Origin of the sequence: Leifsonia poae, assembly GCF_050632865.1 — a bacterium.
GTDB lineage: Bacteria > Actinomycetota > Actinomycetes > Actinomycetales > Microbacteriaceae > Leifsonia > Leifsonia poae_B.
On sequence record NZ_JBODSA010000003.1, the window covers coordinates 1,106,059 to 1,129,640 of the forward strand.

The 23,582-nt window shown below is 71.1% G+C and carries 20 protein-coding genes and 3 pseudogenes; 10 read left to right on the forward strand and 13 right to left on the reverse strand.

Annotated features, from left to right (window positions below; all coding sequences use genetic code 11):
* Positions 1-6: 6 nt before the first annotated feature.
* Positions 7-528, reverse strand: coding sequence for a gamma carbonic anhydrase family protein (locus ACRAWB_RS15795; protein WP_431354190.1), 522 nt, complete (start codon positions 526-528; stop codon positions 7-9).
* A 168-nt stretch (positions 529-696) separates the two neighbouring features.
* Between ACRAWB_RS15795 and ACRAWB_RS15800 the strand changes: the two genes are divergently transcribed.
* Entirely contained in the window at positions 697-1,197 is a 501-nt protein-coding gene (locus tag ACRAWB_RS15800) for a PadR family transcriptional regulator (protein ID WP_431354191.1), read from the forward strand.
* 31 nt (positions 1,198-1,228) lie between these two features.
* Positions 1,229-2,926 (forward strand): DHA2 family efflux MFS transporter permease subunit, encoded by a 1,698-nt coding sequence (locus ACRAWB_RS15805; RefSeq protein ID WP_431354192.1) that lies wholly within the window; start codon positions 1,229-1,231, stop codon positions 2,924-2,926.
* A gap of 76 nt (positions 2,927-3,002) precedes the next feature.
* Here the strand turns inward: ACRAWB_RS15805 and ACRAWB_RS15810 are convergent.
* The 3 genes and pseudogenes from ACRAWB_RS15810 to ACRAWB_RS15820 form a co-directional block, all read right to left on the reverse strand.
* Positions 3,003-3,895, reverse strand: a pseudogene (locus tag ACRAWB_RS15810) (VOC family protein).
* Between the two features lie 33 nt (positions 3,896-3,928).
* Positions 3,929-4,609: an RraA family protein gene (locus ACRAWB_RS15815; protein WP_431354193.1), complete on the reverse strand. Its 681-nt coding sequence runs from the start codon at positions 4,607-4,609 to the stop codon at positions 3,929-3,931.
* A 45-nt stretch (positions 4,610-4,654) separates the two neighbouring features.
* Positions 4,655-5,596 (reverse strand): phosphoribosylaminoimidazolesuccinocarboxamide synthase, encoded by a 942-nt coding sequence (locus ACRAWB_RS15820; RefSeq protein WP_431354530.1) that lies wholly within the window; start codon positions 5,594-5,596, stop codon positions 4,655-4,657.
* Between the two features lie 108 nt (positions 5,597-5,704).
* Between ACRAWB_RS15820 and ACRAWB_RS15825 the strand changes: the two genes are divergently transcribed.
* Positions 5,705-7,081, forward strand: coding sequence for an SGNH/GDSL hydrolase family protein (locus ACRAWB_RS15825; RefSeq protein WP_431354194.1), 1,377 nt, complete (start codon positions 5,705-5,707; stop codon positions 7,079-7,081).
* Between the two features lie 56 nt (positions 7,082-7,137).
* Here the strand turns inward: ACRAWB_RS15825 and ACRAWB_RS15830 are convergent, their stop codons facing one another.
* Both ACRAWB_RS15830 and ACRAWB_RS15835 read right to left on the reverse strand, forming a co-directional pair.
* A complete protein-coding gene (locus ACRAWB_RS15830) occupies positions 7,138-7,512 on the reverse strand; it encodes an SHOCT domain-containing protein (RefSeq protein WP_431354195.1) in 375 nt (124 codons plus the stop codon).
* Positions 7,513-7,522: 10 nt separating this feature from the next.
* Entirely contained in the window at positions 7,523-7,969 is a 447-nt protein-coding gene (locus ACRAWB_RS15835) for a DUF6325 family protein (protein ID WP_431354196.1), read from the reverse strand.
* Between the two features lie 160 nt (positions 7,970-8,129).
* Here ACRAWB_RS15835 and ACRAWB_RS15840 point away from each other — a divergent pair, with 160 nt between their 5' ends.
* The gene (locus ACRAWB_RS15840) at positions 8,130-9,377 is read left to right on the forward strand and encodes an FAD-binding protein (RefSeq protein WP_431354197.1); all 1,248 of its coding nucleotides are present in this window, start codon (positions 8,130-8,132) and stop codon (positions 9,375-9,377) included.
* Between the two features lie 19 nt (positions 9,378-9,396).
* On the opposite strand, the pseudogene purD reads toward ACRAWB_RS15840, so the two are convergent.
* Positions 9,397-10,652: pseudogene (purD, locus tag ACRAWB_RS15845) on the reverse strand (phosphoribosylamine--glycine ligase).
* Between the two features lie 56 nt (positions 10,653-10,708).
* Between purD and ACRAWB_RS15850 the strand changes: the two are divergent.
* The 5 genes from ACRAWB_RS15850 to ACRAWB_RS15870 all read left to right on the forward strand — a co-directional run bounded on the left by ACRAWB_RS15850 (position 10,709) and on the right by ACRAWB_RS15870 (position 15,738).
* A complete protein-coding gene (locus ACRAWB_RS15850) occupies positions 10,709-11,065 on the forward strand; it encodes a sterol carrier family protein (protein WP_431354198.1) in 357 nt (118 codons plus the stop codon).
* 179 nt (positions 11,066-11,244) lie between these two features.
* The gene (locus tag ACRAWB_RS15855) at positions 11,245-11,604 is read left to right on the forward strand and encodes a hypothetical protein (RefSeq protein WP_431354199.1); all 360 of its coding nucleotides are present in this window, start codon (positions 11,245-11,247) and stop codon (positions 11,602-11,604) included.
* 29 nt (positions 11,605-11,633) lie between these two features.
* Positions 11,634-13,205, forward strand: a complete 1,572-nt coding sequence (gene purF / locus ACRAWB_RS15860; RefSeq protein WP_363805823.1) for an amidophosphoribosyltransferase — start codon at positions 11,634-11,636, stop codon at positions 13,203-13,205.
* Between the two features lie 37 nt (positions 13,206-13,242).
* Positions 13,243-14,364, forward strand: a complete 1,122-nt coding sequence (gene purM, locus ACRAWB_RS15865) for a phosphoribosylformylglycinamidine cyclo-ligase (RefSeq protein WP_431354200.1) — start codon at positions 13,243-13,245, stop codon at positions 14,362-14,364.
* Positions 14,365-14,436: 72 nt separating this feature from the next.
* Positions 14,437-15,738: a Calx-beta domain-containing protein gene (locus ACRAWB_RS15870; protein WP_431354201.1), complete on the forward strand. Its 1,302-nt coding sequence runs from the start codon at positions 14,437-14,439 to the stop codon at positions 15,736-15,738.
* Positions 15,739-15,797: 59 nt separating this feature from the next.
* On the opposite strand, the gene ACRAWB_RS15875 is transcribed toward ACRAWB_RS15870, so the two are convergent.
* Entirely contained in the window at positions 15,798-16,013 is a 216-nt protein-coding gene (locus ACRAWB_RS15875; protein ID WP_363805818.1) for a DUF3073 domain-containing protein, read from the reverse strand.
* A 140-nt stretch (positions 16,014-16,153) separates the two neighbouring features.
* On the opposite strand from ACRAWB_RS15875, the gene ACRAWB_RS15880 reads away from it, so the two are divergent.
* Positions 16,154-17,227, forward strand: coding sequence for an NAD(P)-binding domain-containing protein (locus ACRAWB_RS15880; protein WP_431354202.1), 1,074 nt, complete (start codon positions 16,154-16,156; stop codon positions 17,225-17,227).
* A gap of 94 nt (positions 17,228-17,321) precedes the next feature.
* On the opposite strand, the gene ACRAWB_RS15885 is transcribed toward ACRAWB_RS15880, so the two are convergent.
* The 5 genes and pseudogenes from ACRAWB_RS15885 to ACRAWB_RS15905 all read right to left on the reverse strand — a co-directional run bounded on the left by ACRAWB_RS15885 (position 17,322) and on the right by ACRAWB_RS15905 (position 23,479).
* Complete coding sequence (locus ACRAWB_RS15885; protein WP_431354203.1) at positions 17,322-19,397, reverse strand: glycogen debranching N-terminal domain-containing protein; 2,076 nt, start codon at positions 19,395-19,397, stop codon at positions 17,322-17,324.
* Positions 19,394-20,137 (reverse strand): Type 1 glutamine amidotransferase-like domain-containing protein, encoded by a 744-nt coding sequence (locus ACRAWB_RS15890; protein WP_431354204.1) that lies wholly within the window; start codon positions 20,135-20,137, stop codon positions 19,394-19,396. Before ACRAWB_RS15890 ends, ACRAWB_RS15885 begins: the two co-directional genes overlap by 4 nt.
* A complete protein-coding gene (locus ACRAWB_RS15895) occupies positions 20,134-21,045 on the reverse strand; it encodes a carbohydrate ABC transporter permease (RefSeq protein ID WP_431354205.1) in 912 nt (303 codons plus the stop codon). Before ACRAWB_RS15895 ends, ACRAWB_RS15890 begins: the two co-directional genes overlap by 4 nt.
* Positions 21,042-22,198: pseudogene (locus ACRAWB_RS15900) on the reverse strand (carbohydrate ABC transporter permease). Before ACRAWB_RS15900 ends, ACRAWB_RS15895 begins: the two are co-directional and overlap by 4 nt.
* 27 nt (positions 22,199-22,225) lie before the next feature.
* Positions 22,226-23,479: a sugar ABC transporter substrate-binding protein gene (locus tag ACRAWB_RS15905; RefSeq protein WP_431354206.1), complete on the reverse strand. Its 1,254-nt coding sequence runs from the start codon at positions 23,477-23,479 to the stop codon at positions 22,226-22,228.
* Between the last annotated feature and the right edge of the window lie 103 nt (positions 23,480-23,582).

Genomic DNA, 23,582 nt, shown 5'->3' on the forward strand with positions numbered 1-23,582 from the left:
TCGCGGTCAGTCGAGCGCGACCGCCTGGCGGTGCTCGCCCGTCTTCTCGACGTAGCCGGACGCGTTGCGGCGGATCGCCTCCACCTCGTCGTCGGTGAGCTCCCGGCGGACCTTCGCCGGAACGCCGGCGACGAGCGAGCGCGGCGGGATGACCGCGCCCTGCGTGATGAGGGCGCCCGCCGCGACCAGCGATTCCGCGCCGACCCGGGCGCCGTTCAGGATGGTCGCGCTCATCCCGACCAGGACGTCGTCCTCGATCGTGCAGCCGTGCAGCACCGCGTTGTGCCCGACGGACACGCGGGCGCCGACGGTGAGCGGGTAGTCCGCGTCGACGTGCGCCGAGACGTTGTCCTGGAGGTTGGTCTCCGCTCCGATGACGATCGGCGCGTTGTCGGCTCGCACCACCGCGCCGTACCAGACGCTGGCACCGGAACCGAGGGTGACCTGCCCGACCACCGTGGCGCCGGGGGCGACCCACGCCTCCGAGTCGATCTGAGGTACCCGATCGCCGGGCAGTGAGTAGAGCATCCGCGCCCCTTTCCGTCCCCTCAACGCTACTTGACCGGCGTTAGTCCATGCCGTATATTCCTCGTGGAATAATCAAACCGGAAGAACCATGGCCGAATCACGCACTCTGACCCCCTCGCCGTCGCCGCGCTCGCGCTGCTCGCCGAGGGTCCGTCGCATCCGTACGAGATGTACCAGACCCTGGTGCTGCGCTCGGAGGACCGGCTGGTCAAGGTGCGCCCGGGCTCGCTGTACCACACGGTCGATCGCCTCGCGCGGCACGGCCTGGTGCGCGCGACCGGCACCGAGCGCGAGGGCAACCGGCCCGAGCGCACCACGTACGCGATCACCGACGAGGGCACGCTCGCCCTCGGCGAGCGGATCGCCGAGATCATCGCAACACCCGTCAACGAGTACCCCGAGTTCCCGCTCGGGCTCGGGGAGTCGCACAACCTCCCGGCCGAGACCGTCGTCGCGCTTCTCCGCAAGCGCGTCGGTCTCATCCGGGCCGACATCGCCGTGTACGACGAGGCGATCCGGACCATGCGGGCGAAGGAGCTGCCCGCCAAGTACTGGGTGGATGTGCGCTACCAGCGCGCGATGGCGGAGGCCGACGCGGCCACGCTCGAAGCCCTCATCCACGACCTCGACTCGGGAGCGCTCTCCTGGGACGAGGAGAAGACGCACTGAGCATCCCGCTCTCAACAGGAAGAACGTGACAATGGAACGCGAACTCAAGCCGTGGCCCGCGCTGTGGGCCCTGGTCATCGGGTTCTTCATGATCCTCATCGACACCACCATCGTGTCGGTCGCCAACCCCTCGATCATGAAGGGCCTCGACCTCGGGACGGACTACAACGCCGTCATCTGGGTCACCAGCGCCTACCTGCTGGCCTACGCCGTGCCGCTGCTGATCACCGGCCGCCTCGGCGACCGGTTCGGCCCGAAGAACCTCTACCTCATCGGCCTCGTGATCTTCACCGCGGCCTCGGCCTGGTGCGGGTTCTCCGGCCACATCGGCATCCTGATCGCGGCCCGGGTCGTGCAGGGTCTCGGCGCCGCGCTGATGACGCCGCAGACGATGGCGGTCATCACCCGCATCTTCCCGCCCGAGCGCCGCGGCGCCGCCATGGGCCTGTGGGGCGCGGTCGCCGGTGTGGCGACGCTGGTCGGCCCGATCCTCGGCGGCGTGCTCGTCGACAGCCTCGGCTGGGAGTGGATCTTCTTCATCAACGTGCCGGTCGGCATCGTAGCGTTCATCCTCGCCGCTCGCCTGGTTCCGAAGCTGCCGACCCACACCCACAGCTTCGACATCCTCGGCGTGATCCTGTCTGCTGTGGGCATGTTCCTGCTGGTGTTCGGCATCCAGGAGGGCGGCACCTACGACTGGGGCGTCATCTGGGGCCCGATCAGCGTCTGGGGCCTGATCATCGCCGGAATCGTCGTCCTCGCCGCGTTCGTGGTGTGGCAGGCGTTCAACAAGAAGGAGCCGCTGCTCCCGCTGCCGCTGTTCCGTGACCGCAACTTCTCGCTCTCGAACGCCGCGATCACGACCGTCGGCTTCGCGGTGACCTGCATGGCCCTGCCGCTGGTGTTCTACTTCCAGACCGTCCGCGGCCTGACGCCCACCGAGTCGGCCCTGATGCTCGCGCCGATGGCCATCGCCACCGGTGTGCTGGCGCCGGTCGTCGGTCGCCTCATCGACCGGGTCAACCCGCGGAACATCGCGGTCGCGGGTCTCCTCCTGTTCGCGCTGTCCCTCGGCCTCTACTCGCGGATGCTCACTCCCGACGTCAACATCTGGCTGCTGCTCATCCCGAGCTTCACGCTCGGCGTCGCGATGTCCGGTGTGTGGGGGCCGATCTCCACGACGGCGACCCGCAACCTGCCGCTGAACCAGGCGGGAGCCGGCTCGGGCGTCTTCAACACCACCCGCCAGATCGGCGCCGTGCTCGGAAGCGCGTCCATCGCGGCCCTGATCGAGAGCCGTCTGGCCGCCGATCTGCCGAAGGTCGCGGGAGGCGCGGCGAACGCCAACGAGGCCGCCGCAGGGACCGAGCTGCCGCAGTTCCTGCACGCCGGGTTCACACAGGCGATGTCCGAGGCGCTGCTGCTGCCCGCAGCCGTCGCCTTCCTCGGCGCCCTGATCGTGGTCTGGTGGGAGCGGCCGAAGCCCCCGGCATGGGCGAAGCCCGCGGGTGCCGCCGCCGCACCGGCGGGTGCGTCCGCCGCGCAGACCCCGGAGGCCGCCCCTGTCGGCGCCGCCGAGTCGACCGCGACTCACGGCGCCCACGCTGCGCCGGTCCCGGTGGACGCGACGCCGCACGGCTCGCACGCCGCGGACGTGCCGCCCGCGACGGACGCGCGCCCCGGCGAGGAGCCGCCGCACGGCGTCCACGCCGCCCCGGCGATCGACTGACCGCGTAAACGAGACAAAGGAGGAGGTCGCAGCCATCACGGCTGTGACCTCCTCCTTTCGCGTCCCGCGTGGCGCGTCAGGCCGGCACATCCTCCGTCTCGGCCACCACGCGGACCGCGTTCGCCCACGGGTCGTCGAAGGCGACCGAGCGCCCGTCATCGCGGGCTTCGACGCCGTAGTGCCGCATCCGCTCGCTCAGCTCACCGAGGTCATCCTTCGACGGCACGCGGATCTCGACCTGACCGAGCCCGAGCGCCAGCCGGCGACGGCCGGCACCGCGGCTGTTCCAGGTGTTCATCGCCATGTGGTGGTGATATCCGCCCGCGCTGACGAACAGCGCGCTGCCGCCGAGCGCGGCTGTGGTCTCGAAACCGAGCCGGTCGACGTAGAACGCGCGCGCCGACTCGACGTCGCCCACCGACAGGTGGACGTGGCCGACGGTCGCGTCGCCGAACGGGAGGACGTCATCGGCCTGCGCGAGCGCTGCGCCGCGGTCGGTCAGGTGCTCGGTGAGGAAGCGGTTCGGGTCGAGGTAGAGCGTCGCCATCTCGACCTGGCCGTGGGTCCAGCTCCACTGACTCCGGTCGCGGTCCCAGTACAGCTCGACGCCGTTGCCCTCCGGGTCGGTGAAGTAGAACGCCGTGCTGACCAAGTGATCGGCGCTGCCGGTGAACGTGCCGGGCGCACGCGTCGCGACCGAATAGACGGCGGCGGCCAGCGCCTCCTGCGTGTCGAACAGGATGGCCGTGTGGAAGAGCCCGGCCTCGCCGGGGAGGCATGGCGCAGCTCCGGCGCGTGCTGCAGGATCACCGCGGGCGTCGAACCGCGGCCGAGGATGACGCGGTCGCCCTCGGCGGCGAGCACGCTGAGCGTCACGGCGTCGCGGTAGTAGCGCGTCATCAGGTCGAGGTCGGCGACGCGCAGGGTGACGGCCCCCATGGCGGAATCGGCGGGCAGGAGTTCGGGCATACCTGTCAGAACACCGGCCGGACCGGGACTATTTCACGTCTCGATCGCTCCGCCGTTCGCGGCGAGGTAGCGGCGGAGGGTCAGCGACGGGTCCGCCGCCTGCTCGCGGCGGTACCGGGCGAAGTCGAGCTGGTCGCGCAGCGAGGAGCCCGCGCGCATTCGATCGGCCTGCGCCCCTTCGACCGTCTGGATGCGCTCCGCCTCGGCGAACAGCCGCTCGCGGTCGTCGGCGGCGAGGACGAGCACGCCGTCGTCGTCGGCGACGATCCAGTGGTCGGGCGTGACCGCGACGCCGTCGAGGAACGCCGTGCGCATCGCCGACCCGGGCGGCGGCACGCGCCGCGGACCGAAGGGATGCGCGCCCCGGCTGAACACCGGCAGCCCGATCTCGCGCAGTTGCGCGGTGTCGCGGTGGCGCCCCCAGATGACCGCGCCGGCCATCCCGGCGGTCGCCGCCTCCAGCAGCATCAGGTCGCCCACGCACGCCTCGTCGTCCCGTCCGCCGTTGTCGACGACCAGGACGGCGCCAGGTGGCGCGTCGTCGATCGTCTCGAGCAGCACATCCACGCTGCCGAGGTGTGTGACCGGCGCGGCCGGGCCCGCGAAGGGACGGCCGGGCAGCAGCGGGAGCAGGCTCACGGGTGCGGTGCCGACAGGGATGCCGAACCGGACGGCGGCGTCGGCGATGGCCGCGGTGGCGGGAGGGGTGTCCATGAGGGGACGCTATCCCTCACCGCATGCGCGCGGCGACATGCGCCTCTACTCGCCGGTCAGGCGCTCCAGGAGCTCGCGGTACTTCGCCGCGGTCCGCTCCACCACGTCGGCGGGGAGCTCGGGCGGGGTGCCGCTCTTGTCCCAGTGGGCGGCGAGCCAGTCGCGCACGATCTGCTTGTCGAAGCTCGCCATCCGCTCCTCCGGGGTGGTGCCGGCCGCGTACGCCGCCGCATCCCAGTACCGGCTGGAGTCGCTGGTCAGCACCTCGTCGGCGAGGGTGATCTCACCGGTCGTGCGGTCGGCGCCGAACTCGAACTTCGTGTCGGCGATGATGACGCCGCGGGCCTCGGCGATCTCGGCTCCGCGCTCGTAGACGTGCAGGGACAGCCGCCGCAACTCCTCCGCCACGTCGGGCCCGACGAGTTCGACCGTCCGCTCGAAGCTGATGTTCTCGTCGTGCTCGCCCTGCGGGGCCTTCCACGCCGGCGTGTAGATCGGCTCGGGTAGCCGGTCGCCGTTCCGCAGCCCGCCGGGCAGCGGGATGCCGCAAACGCTCTGCGACGCCTGGTACTCGGTCCAGCCGCTGCCGGTGAGGTAGCCGCGCACGACGCACTCGATCGGGAACATGTCGAGCGGCTTCGCGAGCATCGACCGCCCGGAGACCGCTTCGGGGATACGCTCCTCGACGCGGTCCCCGACCAGCACGTGGTCGGGGATGAGGTGGTTCGGGACGTCGTCGAGCTGGTCGAACCACCACAGGCTCAGCGTCGTCAGCAGCTCGCCCTTGCCGGGGATGCCGGGCTCGAGCACGTGGTCGAAGGCGCTCACCCGGTCGCTGGCGACGACCAGGACGCTGTCCGCGTCGGCCAGACCCTGCGCGCCATCGGGCACGTAGAGGTCGCGGACCTTGCCCGAGTAGACGTGGACCCATCCCGGAAGTTCGTTCACCCGTCCATCGTAGGGCGGAGCGCCGTCATGGATTCGCATCACATCCGTCTAGATAGGTAGGCGGAACTAGGGCCGCCCGGTGCCGGCCACGACGTGGCGGGTACCACATCCGCTGCGCCTCGGCACAGCACGAAAGAAAGCAGCACTATGACGTGCGTCAAGACGGTCGCGGCGCTCGCCGCGACCACCGCCCTCGTCGTCGGCGGGTTCATCGCGGCGGCTCCGGCTTCTGCGATCACGGCGGGCCAGCTCACCGGCTCCGCCGTGTTCCTCGGCGACTCGTACGCCTCGGGCAACGCGGCGGGGGCCTACGACACGGCGAGCGGAGATTGCCATCGCAGCGCCAACGCATATCCGGTCGTCTGGAAGGCCGCCTACCCCGGCGTGCGCGGGCAGTCCTTCGCCTGCAGCGGCGCCACCACCGCGAACGTCCTGTCGGCTGCTGCTCCGGAGGCGACGGTCGCTGCGGCCCTCGGCTCGGCCACTCAGGTCACCATCACCGTCGGCGGCAACGACATCGGCTTCCCGCAGGCGGTGACACAGTGCCTCCTGGGGTCGGACGCGGAGTGCGATGACTACCTGAGGACCACCACGACCACGCTGGTCGCGGCCCTGCCCGCGAAGCTGGATGCGCTCTACGCGCGCATCAACGCGCTCGCCCCGAACGCCTCGGTCGAGGTCGTCGGCTATCCGCGCCTCTTCGACGCCTCAGCGACGTCGTGCTCGCTGTGGTCCGTGGCGAAACGCCAGGCCATGAACGCCATGTCGGACCGTCTCTCCGACGCCGTCGCCGCGCGTGCGGCGGCCGCCGGATTCGTCTACCGCGATGTGCGGGGCGACTTCACCGGTCACGGGATCTGTTCCTCCGCCCCGTGGATCGTGGACGCCGGCACGGGAGCGACCTGGGAGTGGCTGCACCCGAACGCCGCGGGCCACGCCCGCATCGCCGCGCTTCTCGCAGCCCCGCAGCATCCGGTCGAGGTCTCGGCCTCGGGCGGCCGCCTGAAAGTGGCCATGACGCGCGAGCTGCACGCGTCGGCCAACCGGGTCATCATCTGGGTCAACGGCGCCTATGCGGGAGAGACGTACCGGGGTTCCACGTACTACGGCTCGGTCTCGGCCCGGCGCAACACGGTCGAGGTGGTCCCATCCGCCACGGTGAAGGCCGGCGACCGCGTGCAGGTCGGCATCGTCCCCGGAGTGCCGGGCAACTCCTATCCCTCCCCGGGTTCTGTCTCGTTGCTCGCCGACACCCAGGTGGACTCCGTCTATAGCGCGACGCTCACCGGCGACGGGCATCTGGCGGTCGTCCTGTCCAATGCCCTGTTCTCCTCGGCGAACCAGACCACGTTCTACGTCAACGGCACGTACCATGGCGCGACCAACCGCGGCACCGCCTACTACCTCAGCGGCTGGTACGGCGGCGACGGCGTCCACCTCACGACGTCGGACGGCGGGTTCAAACACGGAGACCGCGTCACCGTGACCGTCGGCTCGCAGACCGTGATGGACCGAGTGCTCTAGACAGCGAGAGGGCGCCCCGTCGGGCTCGGGGCGCCCAGGCACTCACGGGTGGAGGCTCAGCCGAGCAGCTTGGCCTTGGCGGCGGTGAACTCCTCGTCGCTGAGCACGCCCTGCGTGTGGAGGGTCGCGAGCTGCTGCAGCTGCGCCATCATGTCGTCGCCGCCGCCCGCAGCGGCCGGAGCGGCGGGAGCGGCCTGTGCCGCGGCCTGCTGCTGGTAGGCCGCCTGCTGCGCCGCAGCCTGCTGGGCCATCTGCTGCATCTGCTCCTGTTGCTGCTGTTGTTCGTACGCCTGCTGGTCGTACTTGTCCTGCTCCCGCTGCGCCTGCCGGCGCTGGACGTTGCCCGACACGGCCGTGGCCGTGCCCGCGACGACGGCGGTCCGCGCTGCCATCCCGATCAGTCCCGGGCGTCCCATTCTCCTCAACGGCATGATGCTCTCCTCAGCTCTCCGTGGTCTCGAGTTCTTCGTACGCCTCGGACGCCACCGCGTTCACCACGGGGGCCGGGATGCGCTCGCTGTAGAGGACCGTCCCGCCGGACTCGAAGAAGCGGCTGGCGAGGTCCTTCGCCCAGATGTGCTCGAAGACGAAGATCGCGCCGGTGGACCCCGCTTCGATGAGCTCGGCCGCCTGCTCGACGTCCTCGTCGCCGGCGATTCCCGGAGCCTCCAGGTGGAGGTCGCCGATGTCGATTTCATCGTCGTTCTCGGCCATTTCGATGACGTCAACGCTGCCGTCCGGGTGGCGCTCCACGAGGAGCAGGTCCAGCACCCGGATCGTGCCCGTCGCGACGAGGTCCCCGATCGCCTGGAAGACGCCGTCCGATGGTCGGTCCGTATCGAACTGAGCGATCATGAACTCCGCTGGACCGTATTCGAATTCGGCCATGACGGCCCCCTCTCTGTCGGGTCTCCCCGTCTGACACGGCAGACGATACTGCCGCGTCCCGACCGACGGCTACACACGATTTGCGGAGATTCGACGGCGGCGCATGCGCACGTTCACATCCCTAGACTGTGTGGACACGACGCGACCGAGGGAGGCTCACGTGGCCGAGAAGAACTGGGCTGGCAACTACGAGTACCGGGCGGACCGGATCGCCCGCCCGCGGTCGATCGACGAGCTGCGCGAGCTCGTGGTCGGGGCGCCGGCGGTGCGGGCCCTCGGCAGCCGGCACTCCTTCAACGACCTGGCCGACGCGCCCGACGGACTGCTCGTGAGCACCGCCGATCTCCCAGGCCCCGTCCGTATCGACGAGGCGTCCCGGACGGTGACGGTCGGCGGCGGCGTCCGCTATGGCGACCTCGCGCGCGAGCTGCAGGACGCCGGCTGGGCGCTGCACAACCTCGCCTCGCTCCCGCACATCTCGGTCGCCGGTGCGATCGCGACGGCGACGCACGGCTCGGGCGACCGGAACGGCAACCTCGCGACCGCGGTCGCTGGTCTGCGCATCCTGAACGGCTCCGGCGAGCTCGTGGACCTCCGCCGCGGCGACGAGGGGTTCGACGGTGCGGTCGTCTCGCTCGGCGCCCTGGGGGTGGTCACGGACGTGACGCTCGACATCCAGCCCACCTACGACGCGCGCCAGCGGCTGTTCGGTGGCGTGCCGTGGGGCGCGGTGCTCGGCCGCTTCGACGAGGTCACGTCGGCCGCATACAGCGTCAGCCTCTTCACCACCTGGGACGAGGAGGCCGTGTCCCTGGCCTGGCTGAAGGAACTGGACGGCGTCCACTCGCTCATCGAGGACGAATTCTTCGGCGCGCCGGCCCTGACGGAGCCGCGCCACATGATCCCGACGATGGACGTGCGCAACACGACCGAACAGCTCGGCGTCGTGGGCCCGTGGAGCGAGCGGCTGGCGCACTTCCGGTTCGCGTTCACCCCGTCGAACGGCGAGGAGATCCAGTCCGAGTATCTGGTGCCGCGGGCACGCGCCGTCGAGGCGATCGAGGCGGTTCGCGCGCTCGCGCCCGTCATCGCGCCTCTGCTCCAGATCAGCGAGATCCGCACCATCGCAGCGGACGACCTGTGGCTGTCGACCGCGTACGGCACGGACGCGGTCGGACTGCACTTCACCTGGTTCCGCGACCAGGCCGGGGTGGAGGCGGTGCTTCCACAGCTCGAGGCGGCGCTTCTGCCGCTGGGCGCCCGCCCGCACTGGGGCAAGCTCTACCTCGACAGGGACGGCCTCGTGCCCTCGCTCTACCCGCGCCTGGCCGACTTCGCGGCCCTGGCGTCCCGCTTCGACCCCGAGTCCCGCTTCCGCAACCCCTTCCTGACCCGCCTCCTCGGCTGACCCGTCGTCGGCGGGGAGGTCAGGAGACGCGAGCGGCGATGTCGGTGCGGTACTGGGCGCCGTCGAGGTGGATGAGGTCCAGCGCCGCGTAGGCCCGCTCGCGCGCCTCGGCGAAGCCGGTGCCGCGGGCGACAACCGAGAGCACGCGGCCGCCGGTCGCCAGCAGCGCGCCGGTCGCCTCGTCGACGGCGGTGGCGGCGTGCGCGATGGTCACCTCGGGGACCGCGGCCGCGGCCTCCAGACCGGTGATCGGCCGGCCGGTCTGCGGCGCCTCCGGATAGCCCTCGCTCGCCAGCACGACCGTGACGGCGGTGTCGAGCGCGAACTCGGGACGCGGCATCGCACCGAGCCCCCGGTCGCGGCCGCGTACAGGAGCGACGACAGCGGAGTCACGAGCCGCGGCAGCACGACCTGGGTCTCCGGGTCGCCGAAGCGGGCGTTGAACTCGATGACGCGGATGCCGCGGTCGGTGACGATGAGGCCGCAGTACAGCAGACCGATGAAGGGCGTCTGCTCGGCGGCCAGCGTCCGCACGGTCGGCAGCGCGATGGTGTCGATCACCTCGTCCACGAAGTCGTCGGGCAGCCAGGGCAGCGGGGAGTAGGCGCCCATACCGCCCGTGTTGGGACCCGCGTCCCCGTCCAGCAGGCGCTTGTAGTCCTGCGCGGGCGACAGCGGCAGCACGTCGTGCCCGTCGCTGACGAGGAAGAGCGAGACCTCCTGGCCGTCCAGGAATTCCTCGACCAGCACTCCGCCGTGCTGGAGCCAGTGCGTGGCGTGCTCGACGGCCGCCGCGCGGTCAGGAGTCACCAGCACGCCCTTGCCCGCTGCGAGCCCGTCGGCCTTGACGACGTACGGCGCGCCCAGCTCGTCGAGCGCTCGCTCCGCCTCGTCCAGGGTCTCGGCGCGCACCGCGCGTCCGGTCGGCACGCCCGCCGCATCCATGATCCGCTTCGCGAACGCCTTGGAGCCCTCGAGCTGGGCCGCGGCCTTGCCCGGCCCGAACACGGGGATGCCGCGCGTGCGCAGCGGATCGGCGACGCCCGCGACCAGCGGAGCCTCCGGGCCGATGACGACCAGCTCGATGCCGTTCTCGATCACGTATTCGGTGACGGCCTGGCCGTCGAGCGGGTCCAGACCCGGCTCGACCCGCACATCCTGGGCGATGCCGGCGTTGCCGGGCGCCGCGACGATGTCGTGGCCGGCCTCCTCGGCGAGCAGCGCGGTGATGATGGCGTGCTCACGGGCACCGGAACCGAGGATGAGGATCTTCACGCCACCATGCTAGAGGGAGGGACACGCGCCGTCGGGGCTGGGGGAGGATGGACGACATGGCGAGAGCGAAGATCCCCGACTCGGTCGGCGGCCCGGCCGTGCGCTCCGCGGTCGCGGGCGGAGCCGACCGCGAGACGACCGCGACGGCGGTGCGCTACCTGCTGCAGCTGCTGGCGGAGCGCGCGCCCGGCAACACGGTGGAGGTGCGGGTGCCGCCGTTCGGGGCCGTCCAGTGCATCCCGGGACCGCGTCACACGCGAGGGACGCCGCCCAACGTCATCGAAACGGATGCGGCCACCTGGCTGGCCCTCGCCTCCGGTGCGACGACGTGGGACGAGGGTGTGGCGTCCGGCGCGGTGCACGCCTCGGGCCAGCGCGCGACGCTCGAGGGCCTGCTCCCCTTGCGCTACTGACCGCCCTCACGGGTGCACCCCGACGGCGACCGCCACGACCGCCGCGCTCACCATCACGAGCGCGAACGCCGCACCGACCACGACCCGGAGAACAGTTGCGCTCATACCCGTTAAGACGTGGGCGGCGGCCGGCCATGACGCACGACGAGCGCCCAGTTTCGATCTGGGAGAATCGACGCATGAGCGACAGCCCCGCCGTCCCCGAGCAACCGGAGGAGACCGAGACCGTCACCCCGGCCGAGGTGCGCGTGCGGCGCTCGCCGCGGTACTTCCGCTTCATGATCACCGGCGCGGTGCTCTTCGCGATCGTGGCCCTCATCCTGACGTTCTCGTTCCCCGAGAACCCGACCTACGACCGCGGCAGCGTCTTCGGCTTCCTGCTCGCGATCTGCGTGACCATCGGCGTCGCGCTCGGGGCCGTGGTCGCGCTCGTCCTCGACCGGACGACCGCCCGTCGAGCCCGCAGCGTGCAGGCGGATAGAATCGATGTGCGCACAGCCTCGGCCGAGCGCGACGACACGAGCGACACCCAGAGCTGAACATCCCGACTTCCTGAAAGGGGTCCGCTGTGGCCGGAGGCGACGGTCTTCTCAGTCACGATCTGCTGCCCGGCGAGAAGGGGCCGCAGGACGCCTGCGGTGTCTTCGGCGTCTGGGCCCCCGGTGAGGAGGTCGCAAAGCTCAGCTACTTCGGGCTGTACGCGCTCCAGCACCGCGGCCAGGAGTCGGCAGGCATCGCGACGAGCGACGGGGACAAGATCCTCATCTACAAAGACATGGGACTCGTCTCCCAGGTCTTCAACGAGAACGCGCTCAACTCGCTCCCCGGCCACATCGCCGTCGGGCACACGCGCTACTCGACGACCGGCGCCTCCAGCTGGCAGAACGCGCAGCCGACGCTCGGCTCCACCGCCAGCGGCACGGTCGCGCTCGGCCACAACGGAAACCTGACCAACACCGCCGAGCTGATGCAGCTCGTGCACGAGCGCTACCCGCAGCACGACGGCGAGCTGAGCCGCGGCAACACGACCGACACCGCCGTGGTGACGGCCCTGCTGACCGGCGACCTCGACCACACCCTGGAGTCGACCGCGCTCGAGGTGCTGCCGCGTCTCCGCGGCGCCTTCTGCCTGGTGTTCATGGACGAGCACACGCTGTACGCCGCGCGCGACCCGCAGGGTGTGCGCCCGCTGGTGCTCGGCCGCCTGGAGCGCGGCTGGGTCGTCGCCTCCGAGACCGCCGCCCTCGACATCGTCGGCGCGAGCTTCGTGCGCGAGGTCGAGCCGGGCGAACTGCTCGCGATCGACGAGAACGGCCTGCGCAGCCAGCGCTTCGCGACCGAGAAGCGCGCGGGATGCGTCTTCGAGTACGTCTATCTCGCGCGTCCCGACACCACCATCGCCGGCCGCGGCGTCTACGAGGCCCGCGTCGAGATGGGCCGCCAGCTGGCCCGCGAGCACGCGGTCGAGGCCGACCTCGTCATCCCGACGCCCGAGTCCGGCACCCCGGCGGCGATCGGCTACGCGCAGGCGTCCGGCATCCCGTTCGGGCAGGGCCTGGTGAAGAACTCCTACGTCGGCCGCACCTTCATCCAGCCGTCGCAGACCATCCGCCAGCGCGGTATCAAGCTCAAGCTGAACCCGCTCAAGGAGGTCATCAAGGGCAAGCGCCTGGTGGTCGTCGACGACTCGATCGTCCGCGGCAACACGCAGCGCGCCCTGGTCTCGATGCTGCGGGAGGCGGGCGCCGCCGAGGTGCACGTCCGCATCTCCAGCCCACCCATCACCTGGCCCTGCTTCTACGGCATCGACTTCGCGTCGCGCGCCGAGCTCATCGCGACCGGCCTGGGCGTCGAGGAGGTGCGTCAGTCCATCGGCGCGGACAGCCTCGGCTACCTCTCCGAAGACGGCATGATCGACGCCACCGAGCAGCCGCGCGAGCGCCTGTGCACGGCGTGCTTCACGGGCAAGTACCCGATCGAGCTGCCGGACGCGCACCACCTGGGCAAGAACCTCCTGGAGCGCCCCGCCGTCTCCCCGACGGACGACGGCTCCGACGCCACCTCCGACGGCTGCGAGCCCGGCCCCGACTCCGAACTCGAGCCGCTGCTCTCCTTCGGCGACCCCGGCCGCCAGGAGTAGTTTTTCCACGCCTCTGGCGCCCGGATACGATGGAGCGGTGACCGACTCCACCGCCTCCTCGTCCGCCTCCTACGCCGCCGCCGGCGTCGACACCGCAGCGGGCGACCGGGCCGTCGAGTTGATGAAGGCGGCCGTCGGCCGCACGCACGGGCCCGAGGTGCTGGGCGGCGTCGGCGGCTTCGCAGGCCTGTTCGACGTGTCGTTCCTGCGCGACTTCCGTAGGCCCCTGCTCGCCACCTCGACCGACGGCGTCGGCACCAAGGTCGCGATCGCGCAGGCGCTCGACAAGCACGACACCATCGGCCAGGACCTCGTGGGCATGGTCGTCGACGACATCGTCGTTGTGGGCGCGCGTCCCCTCTTCATGACCGACTACATCGCCTGCGGCAAGGTCGTCCCCGAGCGGATCGCCGCGATCGTCGCCGGCATCGCCCGCGCGTGCGAGGCGACCGGCACCGCGCTGGTCGGCGGCGAGACGGCGGAGCACCCGGGACTGCTCGGTCCCGACGACTACGACGTCGCGGGAGCGGCGGTCGGCGCCGTCGAGGCGGATGCCGTGCTCGGCGCAGACCGCGTCCGCGACGGGGACGTGGTGCTCGCGATGGCGTCCTCGGGCCTCCACTCGAACGGCTACTCGCTCGTCCGCCACATCCTGGCCGCCCGCGGCATCGGCTTCACCGACGAGTCGGCGGAGTTCGGCGGCGTCGTCGGCGAGGCGCTGCTCGAGCCGACCCGCCTGTACACGTCGCCGCTGCTGCGCGTGCTGCAGGATGCGTCCCTCGGCCGCGCGATCCACTCGCTCAGCCACGTCACAGGCGGCGGGATCGCGGCCAACCTCGCCCGCGTCCTGCCCGTCGGATCGTGGGTCGAGGTCGACCGCTCGACGTGGTCGCCGACCCCGGTCTTCCGCATCCTGAGCGACCTGGCCGGCAGCACGCTGGAGTCGAGCGAGGGCACCTGGAACCTCGGCATCGGGATGTTCGCCGTCGTCGCCCCGGAGGCGGCGGATGCGATGGCCGCGGCGATCACGGCCGACGGTATCCCGACCTGGCGGGCCGGGACGGTGTCCACCTCGGCGCGCGACCTGACCGGCTTCGAGCAGGGTGCGAAGGGCGTCGACGGCGGCGCGGTGCGGCTCGTCGGCACGTACGCGGACTGACCCGCGACACACCGCCGCGTCACCCTTTTTGGTCGGAGCGGATCGGTCCCGGACCCCGCTAGAGTTGCGCGTGTGAGCCGACCGCACGCCCGACTTCGCCTGGCGTGCGCGGTGACTCTCGCGGCCTTCGGAGCGCTGCTCGGGGCGGCACCCGCGCTGGCGACGCCGACGCCCGGACCGACGCCGACGCCCGGTCCGACGCCGTCGGCAACGCCCGCGGCTCCCGCGACTCCCGACACGCTCACCCCGCTCGTCGACTGCGTGCAGGATGCGCCCCTCGGCGCCGTCACCTCCCGCACCGTCGTCCTCGGCTATCGTTCGTCGGCCTCCGATGCCGTGACCGTCGCCCCGGGATCCGGCACGAACGACCTCACCGGCGGCGCCGCCGACCGCGGCCAGCCCTCCAGCTTCGCTCCGGGTGAGCATCACGGCGTCTGGCTGTTGACGGTGGACGCGGTCGCCGAGCCCGACCTGGCCTGGCGGCTCGGTACGACCGAGGCGCGCTTCGACACCGCGCCGGCCTGCACCGCGGCGACCGCCGTCACCGTCAGCGCGCCGACGCAGGTGAACGCGGGCGGAACGGCCGACGTGACGGCGACGGTCACGCGCCCGCTGCTCGGCGCCCCTTCCACCGGCACGGTGTCGTTCGCTCTCGACGGCGGCCCGGCCGTCACCGAGCCGGTCTCGGCGGGCGGTGTCGCGCGCACCGGGCTCACCGTGGCCTCCGCGGGCGCGCACACCGTGACCGCGACCTTCACGCCGGACACTGCCTCCGGCCTCCTCGCCTCCACCGGCACCGCCGCCTTCACCGCGACCGCCGCCGGCGCCCCGCTCGCCGTGGCGGCCGACTCGGTCGTCGCCGGCAGCACGAGCGTGCTCGTCACCATCTCGCGCCCGGCCGCGCAGGGCGGCGCGACCGTCGACGTGATGACCGCCGACGGCACCGCGCAGTCGGGGGTCGACTACGCGCCCGTCGCCACGACCGTGTCCCTGGCGGACGGCCAGAAGAGCACCACGCTCCGCATCGCACTTCCTGCCCGCGCACCGGGATCGCCAGCCGCGAGCTTCTTCATGCTGCTGCAGCGCGCGTCCACCGCGGTGACGACGGCGTCGGCCACCATCCGCCTCCCTGCCGTTCCCGCTGCCGCGACCACCGCAGCGGCCACGAACGCGGGCGGCGGCTCGACCGGCGCTGCGGCGATCTCCTCCGCGCTGCCGCCGGACGACCCGACGGCGCCCACCGCGACGGCGACCGTGAACGCGGCTCAGAACCTGGCGATGCTCGTCGGCGGCATCCTGATCACCGCGGGAGGGATCGGCGGCGTCCTCGGACTCGTCCGGGCGGCCGCGATCCGCACCCCGCGCGTGGGATGAGCCCACGCGTCATGCGCAGCAAGAATGCGAGCGCATCGCGCTCAGCGGGACCGGAGGCGCTAGGCGCGCTTCGGGGTGCCCGTCTCCTCGTCTTCGTCCTCGTACTCGACCTCGTCATCGGTCGCGTACTCGGCCCACTTGTCGTACGGGTCGCTTTCGCCGTGGGAGTGACCGGTCAGCTCGCGCTCCAGCGCGTCGTAGTTCACGTTCGGACTGAACGACTTCAACTCGCGAGCGATCTTGGTGTGCTTCGCTTTTTGACGGCCGCGCCCCATGCGTGACCCCCTTTTGGTCCCAGCCCGCGCGATGTTCGCCCGGGGATCCGATAGAAACAATGAAAACTAGGATGCAGTTTAGCATGCGGCCCCCACGGGACCCCGAGTTCGCGCACAGCGAGAAGTGATGGGATGAGCGCGTGAGCACGACCAGGACCGACACCCAGGTGGTGGTGATCGGCGCAGGCCAGGCCGGTCTCGCGGTCGCGTACTACCTGCGGCGTTTCGAGCTGACTCCCGGGGTCGATTTCATCATCTACGACCGCGGTCCGATCACCGGCGGCGCCTGGCAGCACCGGTGGGACGCGCTCAAGCTCGGCAGCGCCCATCACGTTCACGATCTGCCCGGGATGGCCGAGCTCGGGCTCAGCTTCGACACCGCCGATCGCACCCTTCCCGCGCGCGACATCGTCGCCGGGTACTACCGGCGATACGAGGAGCACTTCGCGCTCGACGTGCAGCGTCCCGTGACGGTCACGAGCGTCTTCGACCGCGGCGCCGACCTCATCGTGCAGCACACCGCCGGCGAGACCGCGACGCGCATCGTCGTCAACGCCACGGGCACCTGGGGTGCGCCGTTCGTCCCGTACTACCCGGGCGTGAACGACTTCCGGGGGCGCCAGGTGCACACCTCGACGTACCTGTCCGCCGAGGAGTTCGCCGGGCAGTCGGTGGTCGTCGTTGGCGGAGGGACGAGCGCGATCGGCTTCCTGCTCGAGCTGGAGGAGGTCGCGGCCTCCCTGACCTGGGCGACCCGGCGTCCGGTCGACTTCCGCGACGAGTCCGAGCTCACCATCGAGGGTGGAGTCGCCGCCGTCGCGATGCAGGACGCCGCGGCCCGCAACGGCCAGGCGCTCCCGTCCATCGTCAGCGGGACGGGCGTGCCACGTACGCGCCGGATCGCGGCGGGCATCGAGCGCGGCGTCCTCGTGGAGCGCGGGATGTTCTCCCGCATCGAGGCGGACGGTGTGCGCTGGCCCGATGGTTCCTTCACGCAGGCCGACGCGATCATCTGGGCGACGGGCTTCCGCCCCGAGCTGCGTCATCTCGCGCCGCTGCGGCTGCGCGAGAAGGCGGGCGGCCTCACGGTCGCGTCGGGCGCATCCTGGCAGGACTCGCGCATATTCCTCGCCGGGTATGGACCGCAGGCGTCCACCATCGGCGCCAACCGCGCGGGCCGCATCATCGCGCGCCAGATCATGGCGCAGCTCTAGCCCCCACCTGCCTGGCCGCCGAATTGCTCGTCGTTGCGGCCGACACGCCGCGCCGGACCGCAACGACGAGCAATTCGCGGGAGTGCGGGAGGGGTCAGACGGTGACGTCGCGCGACTCGCCCGCGAAGCGGAGGCCGCGGACGCGGATGGATCCTGCTGCCGGGTCGGGGTCGACCTCGAAGGATCCCGACGGTGCGTCCGCGCGCAGGCCGAGCCGCGCGCTCAGCACGGCGACCGCCGCAGCCGCAGACCACGCCTGCGGACGGCAGGCCGCCGGGTATGGGATGGGCGCGGAGGTCTCGCTCGCCGGGTCCCCGGAATGCAGCTCCGGCATCCGGTAGCCGAAGCCGTCCGCTGCCGCGAGGAGCCCGTCGGCCAGCAGGCCTGCCTCCACGCGGAAGCCGTCGCGCGTCAGCCCGCTGATCGCGATCGCGGTGTCGTGGGCCCACACGCTGCCGCCGTGGTAGCTCAGCGGCCAGTATCCAGCCGAGTCGGTCGACATCGTCCGCAGCCCGTAGCCGGAGCAGAGCTGGGGAGAGATGAGGCGCCGGGCGACGAGCTCGGCCTGCGCGTCGTCGAGGATGCCGGTCCCGAGCAGGTGCCCGATGTTGCTGGTGACCGTGTCGACGCGGCGCTTGGACGCATCCAAGGCCACCGCGGGGTAGGCGCCCGCCGGGTCGTCGATCCAGAACGCGGACGCGAACCGCTCCTTCAGGCCGGCCGCCCATTCGCGCCAGGCCGAGCCGCCGTCCCGCCCGAAGGCGTCGAGCAGTTCCGCCCCGCCGATCGCCGCCTCGTAGGCGTAGCCCTGCACCTCGCACAGGGCGATCGGTCCCTCGGCGAGGGTGCCGTCGCGCCACTGGATGGAGTCGCCGGAGTCCTTCCAGCCCTGGTTGGCCAGGCCGTGGCCGGTCGTGTCGACGTATTCGAGGAAGCCGTCGCCGTCGCTGTCGCCGTAGTCGCGCATCCACGCCAGTGCTGCCTCCAGGTGGGGGAGCAGCGCCTCGACCTCGTCCGCAGGCATTCCCCACCGCCAGGCGTCGTGCAGCAGGCACACCCAGAGCGCGGTCGCATCCACCGTCCCGTAATAAAGAGGAGGGAGCACGACGCCTTCACCCGGGATGGTCAGCGCGGCCGGCCGCAGCTCGTGCATGATCTTGCCCGGCTGCTCCGCGGTCGCGTCGACGCTCTCGGTGCCCTGGTAGTGCGCGAGCACGCGGAGCGTGGAGGCGGCCGGCTCGTGGCCGAGCGGCAGCAGCATTCGGGCCGCCCAGATCGAGTCGCGGCCGAACAGCGTGAAGAACCACGGCGCTCCCGCCGCGAGGAAGACGTCGTCCGGACGCTCGACGGTCGACATGCGCAGCGCCTGCAAGTCGGCCAGCGCGCGGTGCAGCCACGACGCCAGGCGCGAGTCGCCGGTCTCGGCCGTGAACGCCTCCCACTCCGCCGACGGCGCAGCGCCGCCGACGACCGCGGTCGGGTCGTCCACCTCGGTGCTCCAGCCGACGGCGACCTCGGCGTGGGCCGGCACGTCGACCTCCCACCGCAGCGTGATCGCGGCGCCGTCGACCGTCACATGCGCCTCCGGCGCCGACAGTCGCGCCGACACCGGGCCGCTGCGCAGCACCGCGCCCGAAGCACCGTCCGCGGACACCGACACCGGATGCTCGCTGCCGGTCAGCCCGGCCTTGATCTGCTGCATCGGCGAGAAGTCCGCGCGAAGCGACACCTGTACCACGGTGCGGAGGGACGAGCCGAGCGCGTTGCGCAGGACGATCCGCTCGTCCAGCACGCCGGAGCGCACGGTCCGGGTGTGGTCGACGCGGACGCGCGGGTCGGCGGTCGCGTCGTCGATCCCGCGGGCGAGGCCGGTGAAGACGGCCTCCGAGGCGGACGATCCCGCGGTCGCGATGTGCTCCAGGTCGGCGCCGCCGACCGTCAGCACGATGCGGTCGAGCACCCGGAGGTCGGAGTGGTAGAACCCGTGGATGCCGTGACCGTCGATCCGTCCGTCGGGGGCCGACCACGCCTGGGAGGGTGCGGTGAGCACCACGACGCTGTCGTGGAGGAGCGGCTGCAGGGGCTGGGTCATCGTGGGGGTCGTGCCTTCGTGTTCGGTGACGGTGGATCGGGACGCCGGGGCGTCGGTCGTGGGATGCGGTGCGGTCATGCGGCGGCCTCCTCGGCGAGGTCCCGGGCGGGGACGCGGGTCTCGCGCACACCGTCCCCGTCGCGCTCGACGCGCCAGACGGAGACGCCGGGCCGCTCGGCGACCACGTCGACGAGCTCGCGGCCGCGGTAGACCAGGCCGGTCCCCTCGTCGAGCGCGTAGCCGTCGGGCAGGGTGCCGTCGGCGATCGCGCGCCGGTGCGCCGGGCGTCGGTTCGGGTCGGAGTCGTAGTGCACGGCGAGCGAGCCGGGGACGAGCCCCAGCCCGTCCGGGATCGCGGAGATGCCGGGGCCGAAGGACGACGTCGTGCCGCCCTCGTGCCAGCAGAGCGCGCCGGCCGACCCGCCGGCGAGCACGACGCCGTGCCGCCAGGCGTCGGCGAGCAGCCGGTCCAGTCCGTGGGCGCGCCACACGGCGAGCAGGTTCACGAGACTCCCGCCGCTGACCCAGATGACGTCCTGGCTCAGCAGGTGCTCGCGGAGGTCGGGGAGGTTCGGATGCGGGAAGAGCCGCAGGTGCGTCGCGTCCACCCCCGCAGCCCGGGCCGCCTCGACCTCGGCACCCTCGACGTGCCGCTGGTCGCCGCCGGCAGTATTGATGTGCGTGACCCGCGGCGCGCGCCCGCGCACCTCGGCCAGCGCGATCGCGTGCTGGAGGAGCGGTCCGTACACCGAGTCGGTCCAGCCTCCCGCGTTCAGGCCGCCGCAGGTCGCGAGGATTGTCGGCTCGCTCGCCGTCATTCCTTCACCGCCCCTTCGCTCGAGTTCATGATGCGCCGCTGGAAGACGAAGAACAGCACCGCGACCGGGATGGTCATGATCGCCGCCGCCGCGAGTTTCAGCGGGTACTGGCTCCCCTGGCTGAGCTGGCCGCTGGCGAGGCCCGCGACCCCCTTGGTCAACGTGGTCAGCGCGGGGCTCTGCGTCGAGACGATGAAGTGCGCGAGCTCGTTCCAGGACCCCTGGAAGGACAGGATGATGATCGTGATGAGCGCCGGCCGCGCCATCGGCAGCACGATCGACCAGAACACGCGGAACGTACCGGCACCGTCGATCCGCGCCTGCTCCTCGACGCTCGCCGGGATGGACTCGAAGAAGTTCTTCATGATGAACACGCCCGCGGCGTCCGTCAGCAGCGGCAGGATCATGCCCGTGTACGAGTCGTACATGCCGAGCTGGTTGATGACCAGGAACTTCGGGATCAGCAGCACCACCATCGGCACCGACATCACGGCGACGAGCGCCGCGAACACGACCGTCCGCCCACGGAAGTGGAGCCGGGCCAGCGCGTAGCCCGCCAGCGAGTCGAAGAACACGCGGCCCGCGGTGACGAAGACCGTCACGAGGGCGGTGTTGCCGAACCAGACGGGGAAGTCGGAGTTGAGGAACAGCTTGGTGTACGCCGCGGTGGTGAAGGTCTGCGGGATGAGCGAGACCGGGTTGGCCGAGGCTTCGGCGTCGGTCTTGAACGAGGTGGCGACCTGGATGAGGAACGGCATGATGTAGATCACGGCCAGCACGATGAGGATCGCGTAGGTGATCGAGGTCGCGACGATCGTCCCGGTCGACTTCCGCCGGCGTGCGGTGGGCCGCGGGGCGGAGGGCGGCGGTGAGACGGAGACGGCGTCCTGCACAGTGGTCGTGCTCATTGGAGCGCTCCCTTCCGGTCGTTCTCGTCGCTGGTGGAGGGCGCGCTGCTGGGCGCACCGCCCGCGGCCGTGCCGGCGGCGAGGGCCGGCTGGTACAGCCGCATCCTCCGCTTGGACACCGCCCGTTCGCGCAGCACCCAGCGCTGGAACAGCGTGAACACCACGATGATGACGAACAGGATGAACGCGATCGCGGCGCCCTGGCCCCACTCCTGGTTCACGAACGAGGTCTGATAAGAGAGGTACGCCGGCGTCAGCGTCGTCTTGCCCGGGGCGCCGCGCGTCCCCGTGTAGATCTGGTCGAACACCTGCCAGCAGCCGATGAGGCCGAGCGTCAGCACGGTGAACAGGGTGGGGCGGAGCTGGGGGAGCGTGATCCGCCAGAAGCGCTGCCAGGCGTTGGCCCCATCCATCTCCGCGGCCTCGGTGATGTCGCCGCCGAGGTTCTGCAGCGCCGCCAGGAACAGCAGCATGAAGGTGCCGCTCGTCGTGAAGACGGCCATGATGATGTACGCCGACATGGCGACCGACGGTCCGCCCAGCCAGTCCCACCAGGAGACGCCCAGGGCCGTGTTCTGGGTCAGCGCCGCCGGGCCCTGGGTGACGCCGAAGGCCGCCAGCAGGTTGTGGATGATGCCGCTCGGGTCGTTGAACCAGTTCGGTCCGTGGATGCCGAACCACGACAGCACCTTGTTTACCGCTCCGCTGGTGCTGAACAGGAACAGCCACAGCACCGTGATCGCCACCGAGCTGGTGACGGACGGGAAGTAGAAGGCGGTGCGGAAGAAACCGCGCCCGCGGAGGATCGCGCGGTTGACGAGCACCGCGAGGCCGAGCGACACCGCCGTCTGGATGGGCACCACGAGCACCACGTACCAGGCGTTGTTCTTCAGCGACATCCCGAAGTCCTGTTCGGCGAGCCCGCCGCCGCCGAGCAGTGTCGCGTAGTTCTGGAGTCCGACGAACTTCACGTCGGACGAGAAGGGCTGCCGCGGCCGCCCCAGTCGGAGAAGCTGACCCACAGCGCCATGAGCACCGGGATGACGAGGAACACGCCGAGAAGCAGGATGACCGGGGCGGTGAACAACCACCTCGAGGCGGCCTCGCCGCGCCGGATCCCGGTGCGACGAGGCCGACTCGTGGTTGCAGACATGACTCTTCTTCTTCTCCGTCGAAGGGGTTACTTCAGCAGCGCTTCGAGGTTCTTCTGCGTGGCGTCGAGGATCGACTTCGGGTCACCGGTCGCCAGCGACTCCAGCTTGCTGTTGAGGTCGGTCACGACGTCCGCCGAGCCCTTGGCCGTCGGGACGCCCTTGGCGTAGTCCGCGGCGTTCAGGAACGGGACGAGGTCGGGGTTGGCCGACTTCCACTCGTCGGCGGCCGACTTGATCGACGGCATCGGGCCGAAGGCCTTCGAGAAGGCGAGCTGGTCGCCCTTGCTGGTCAGCTTCTCGACCAGCTTGAGCGCGGCGGCCTGGTTGGGGCTGTCGGCGGCGATCCCCCAGCAGTTGGTGAACTGCAGGGTGCCAGCGCCGGCCGGTCCCTTCGGGAGCTCGGCGATCGTGTACTTGACGTTCGGGAAGTCGGACTTCAGGGCGCCGGTGATCCAGTTGCCCTCGATCGTCATCGCCGCGAGGCCCTTGCCGAACGCCTCGCCGCCCCAGCCCGCGCCGAGGTCCTTGGCGTACTTGAGCTCGCCGCCGTTGAGCATCTTCTTGACCTGGTCGAGCGCCTGCACGTTGGCGTCGCTGTTCGCGGTCGCCTTGGTGCTGTCGTCGTTCATGAGGTTGCCGCCGGCCTGGACCATGAAGGCGCCGATGCGGGCGTACTCGCCGGAGATGCCGAGGCCGACCTGGCTGCCGGTCGTGAGCTTCTTGGCGACGGCGTCGAGCTGGTCCCACGTCTTCGGGATGTCGGCGTCGGTGAGGCCGGCGGCCTTCCAGGCGTCGGTGTTGATGACGAGCTGGAGGGTCGAGAAGTCCTTCGGGGCGCAGTAGAACTTGCCGTCGTAGGTGAAGGACTTCACCAGGCTCGGGTAGAAGTCGCTCTTGTTGCTGAGCTGGTCGCCGTACGCGAGCAGGGAGCCGTTGGAGGCGTACCCGGCGAGCGCGTCGGTCGAGAGATAGAAGACGTCCGCCGGCTTCTTCGCCGCGAAGCCCTGCGACAGCTGCTGGTTCAGGTCGCTCGCCGCGACCACGCTCGCCTTGGTGCCCGAGCTCTTCGACCAGTCGCTGACCGCTGACTTGACCGCATTCGTCTCGGCGTCGCCCGACGATCCGATCATGACGGTGAGGGCCTTGTCGGAGGACGTGAGCTTGCCGGAGTCGCCCCCGCTGCTCCCGCCGCCGAAGCCGGAGCCGCACGCGGTCAGGGCGAGCGCTGTCGCCGCTGCGACGGCGCCGGCCGCGAGCCGGCGGTATGTGATCTTGCGCATTGGTTTCTCCTTGATGGGGGAGATCACGATGCGCTGCAGCGATGCCCGCATCCGACCTCCTTTGGTCCGTAGTGGTGTCTCCGCCCGACGTTTGAACGATCAA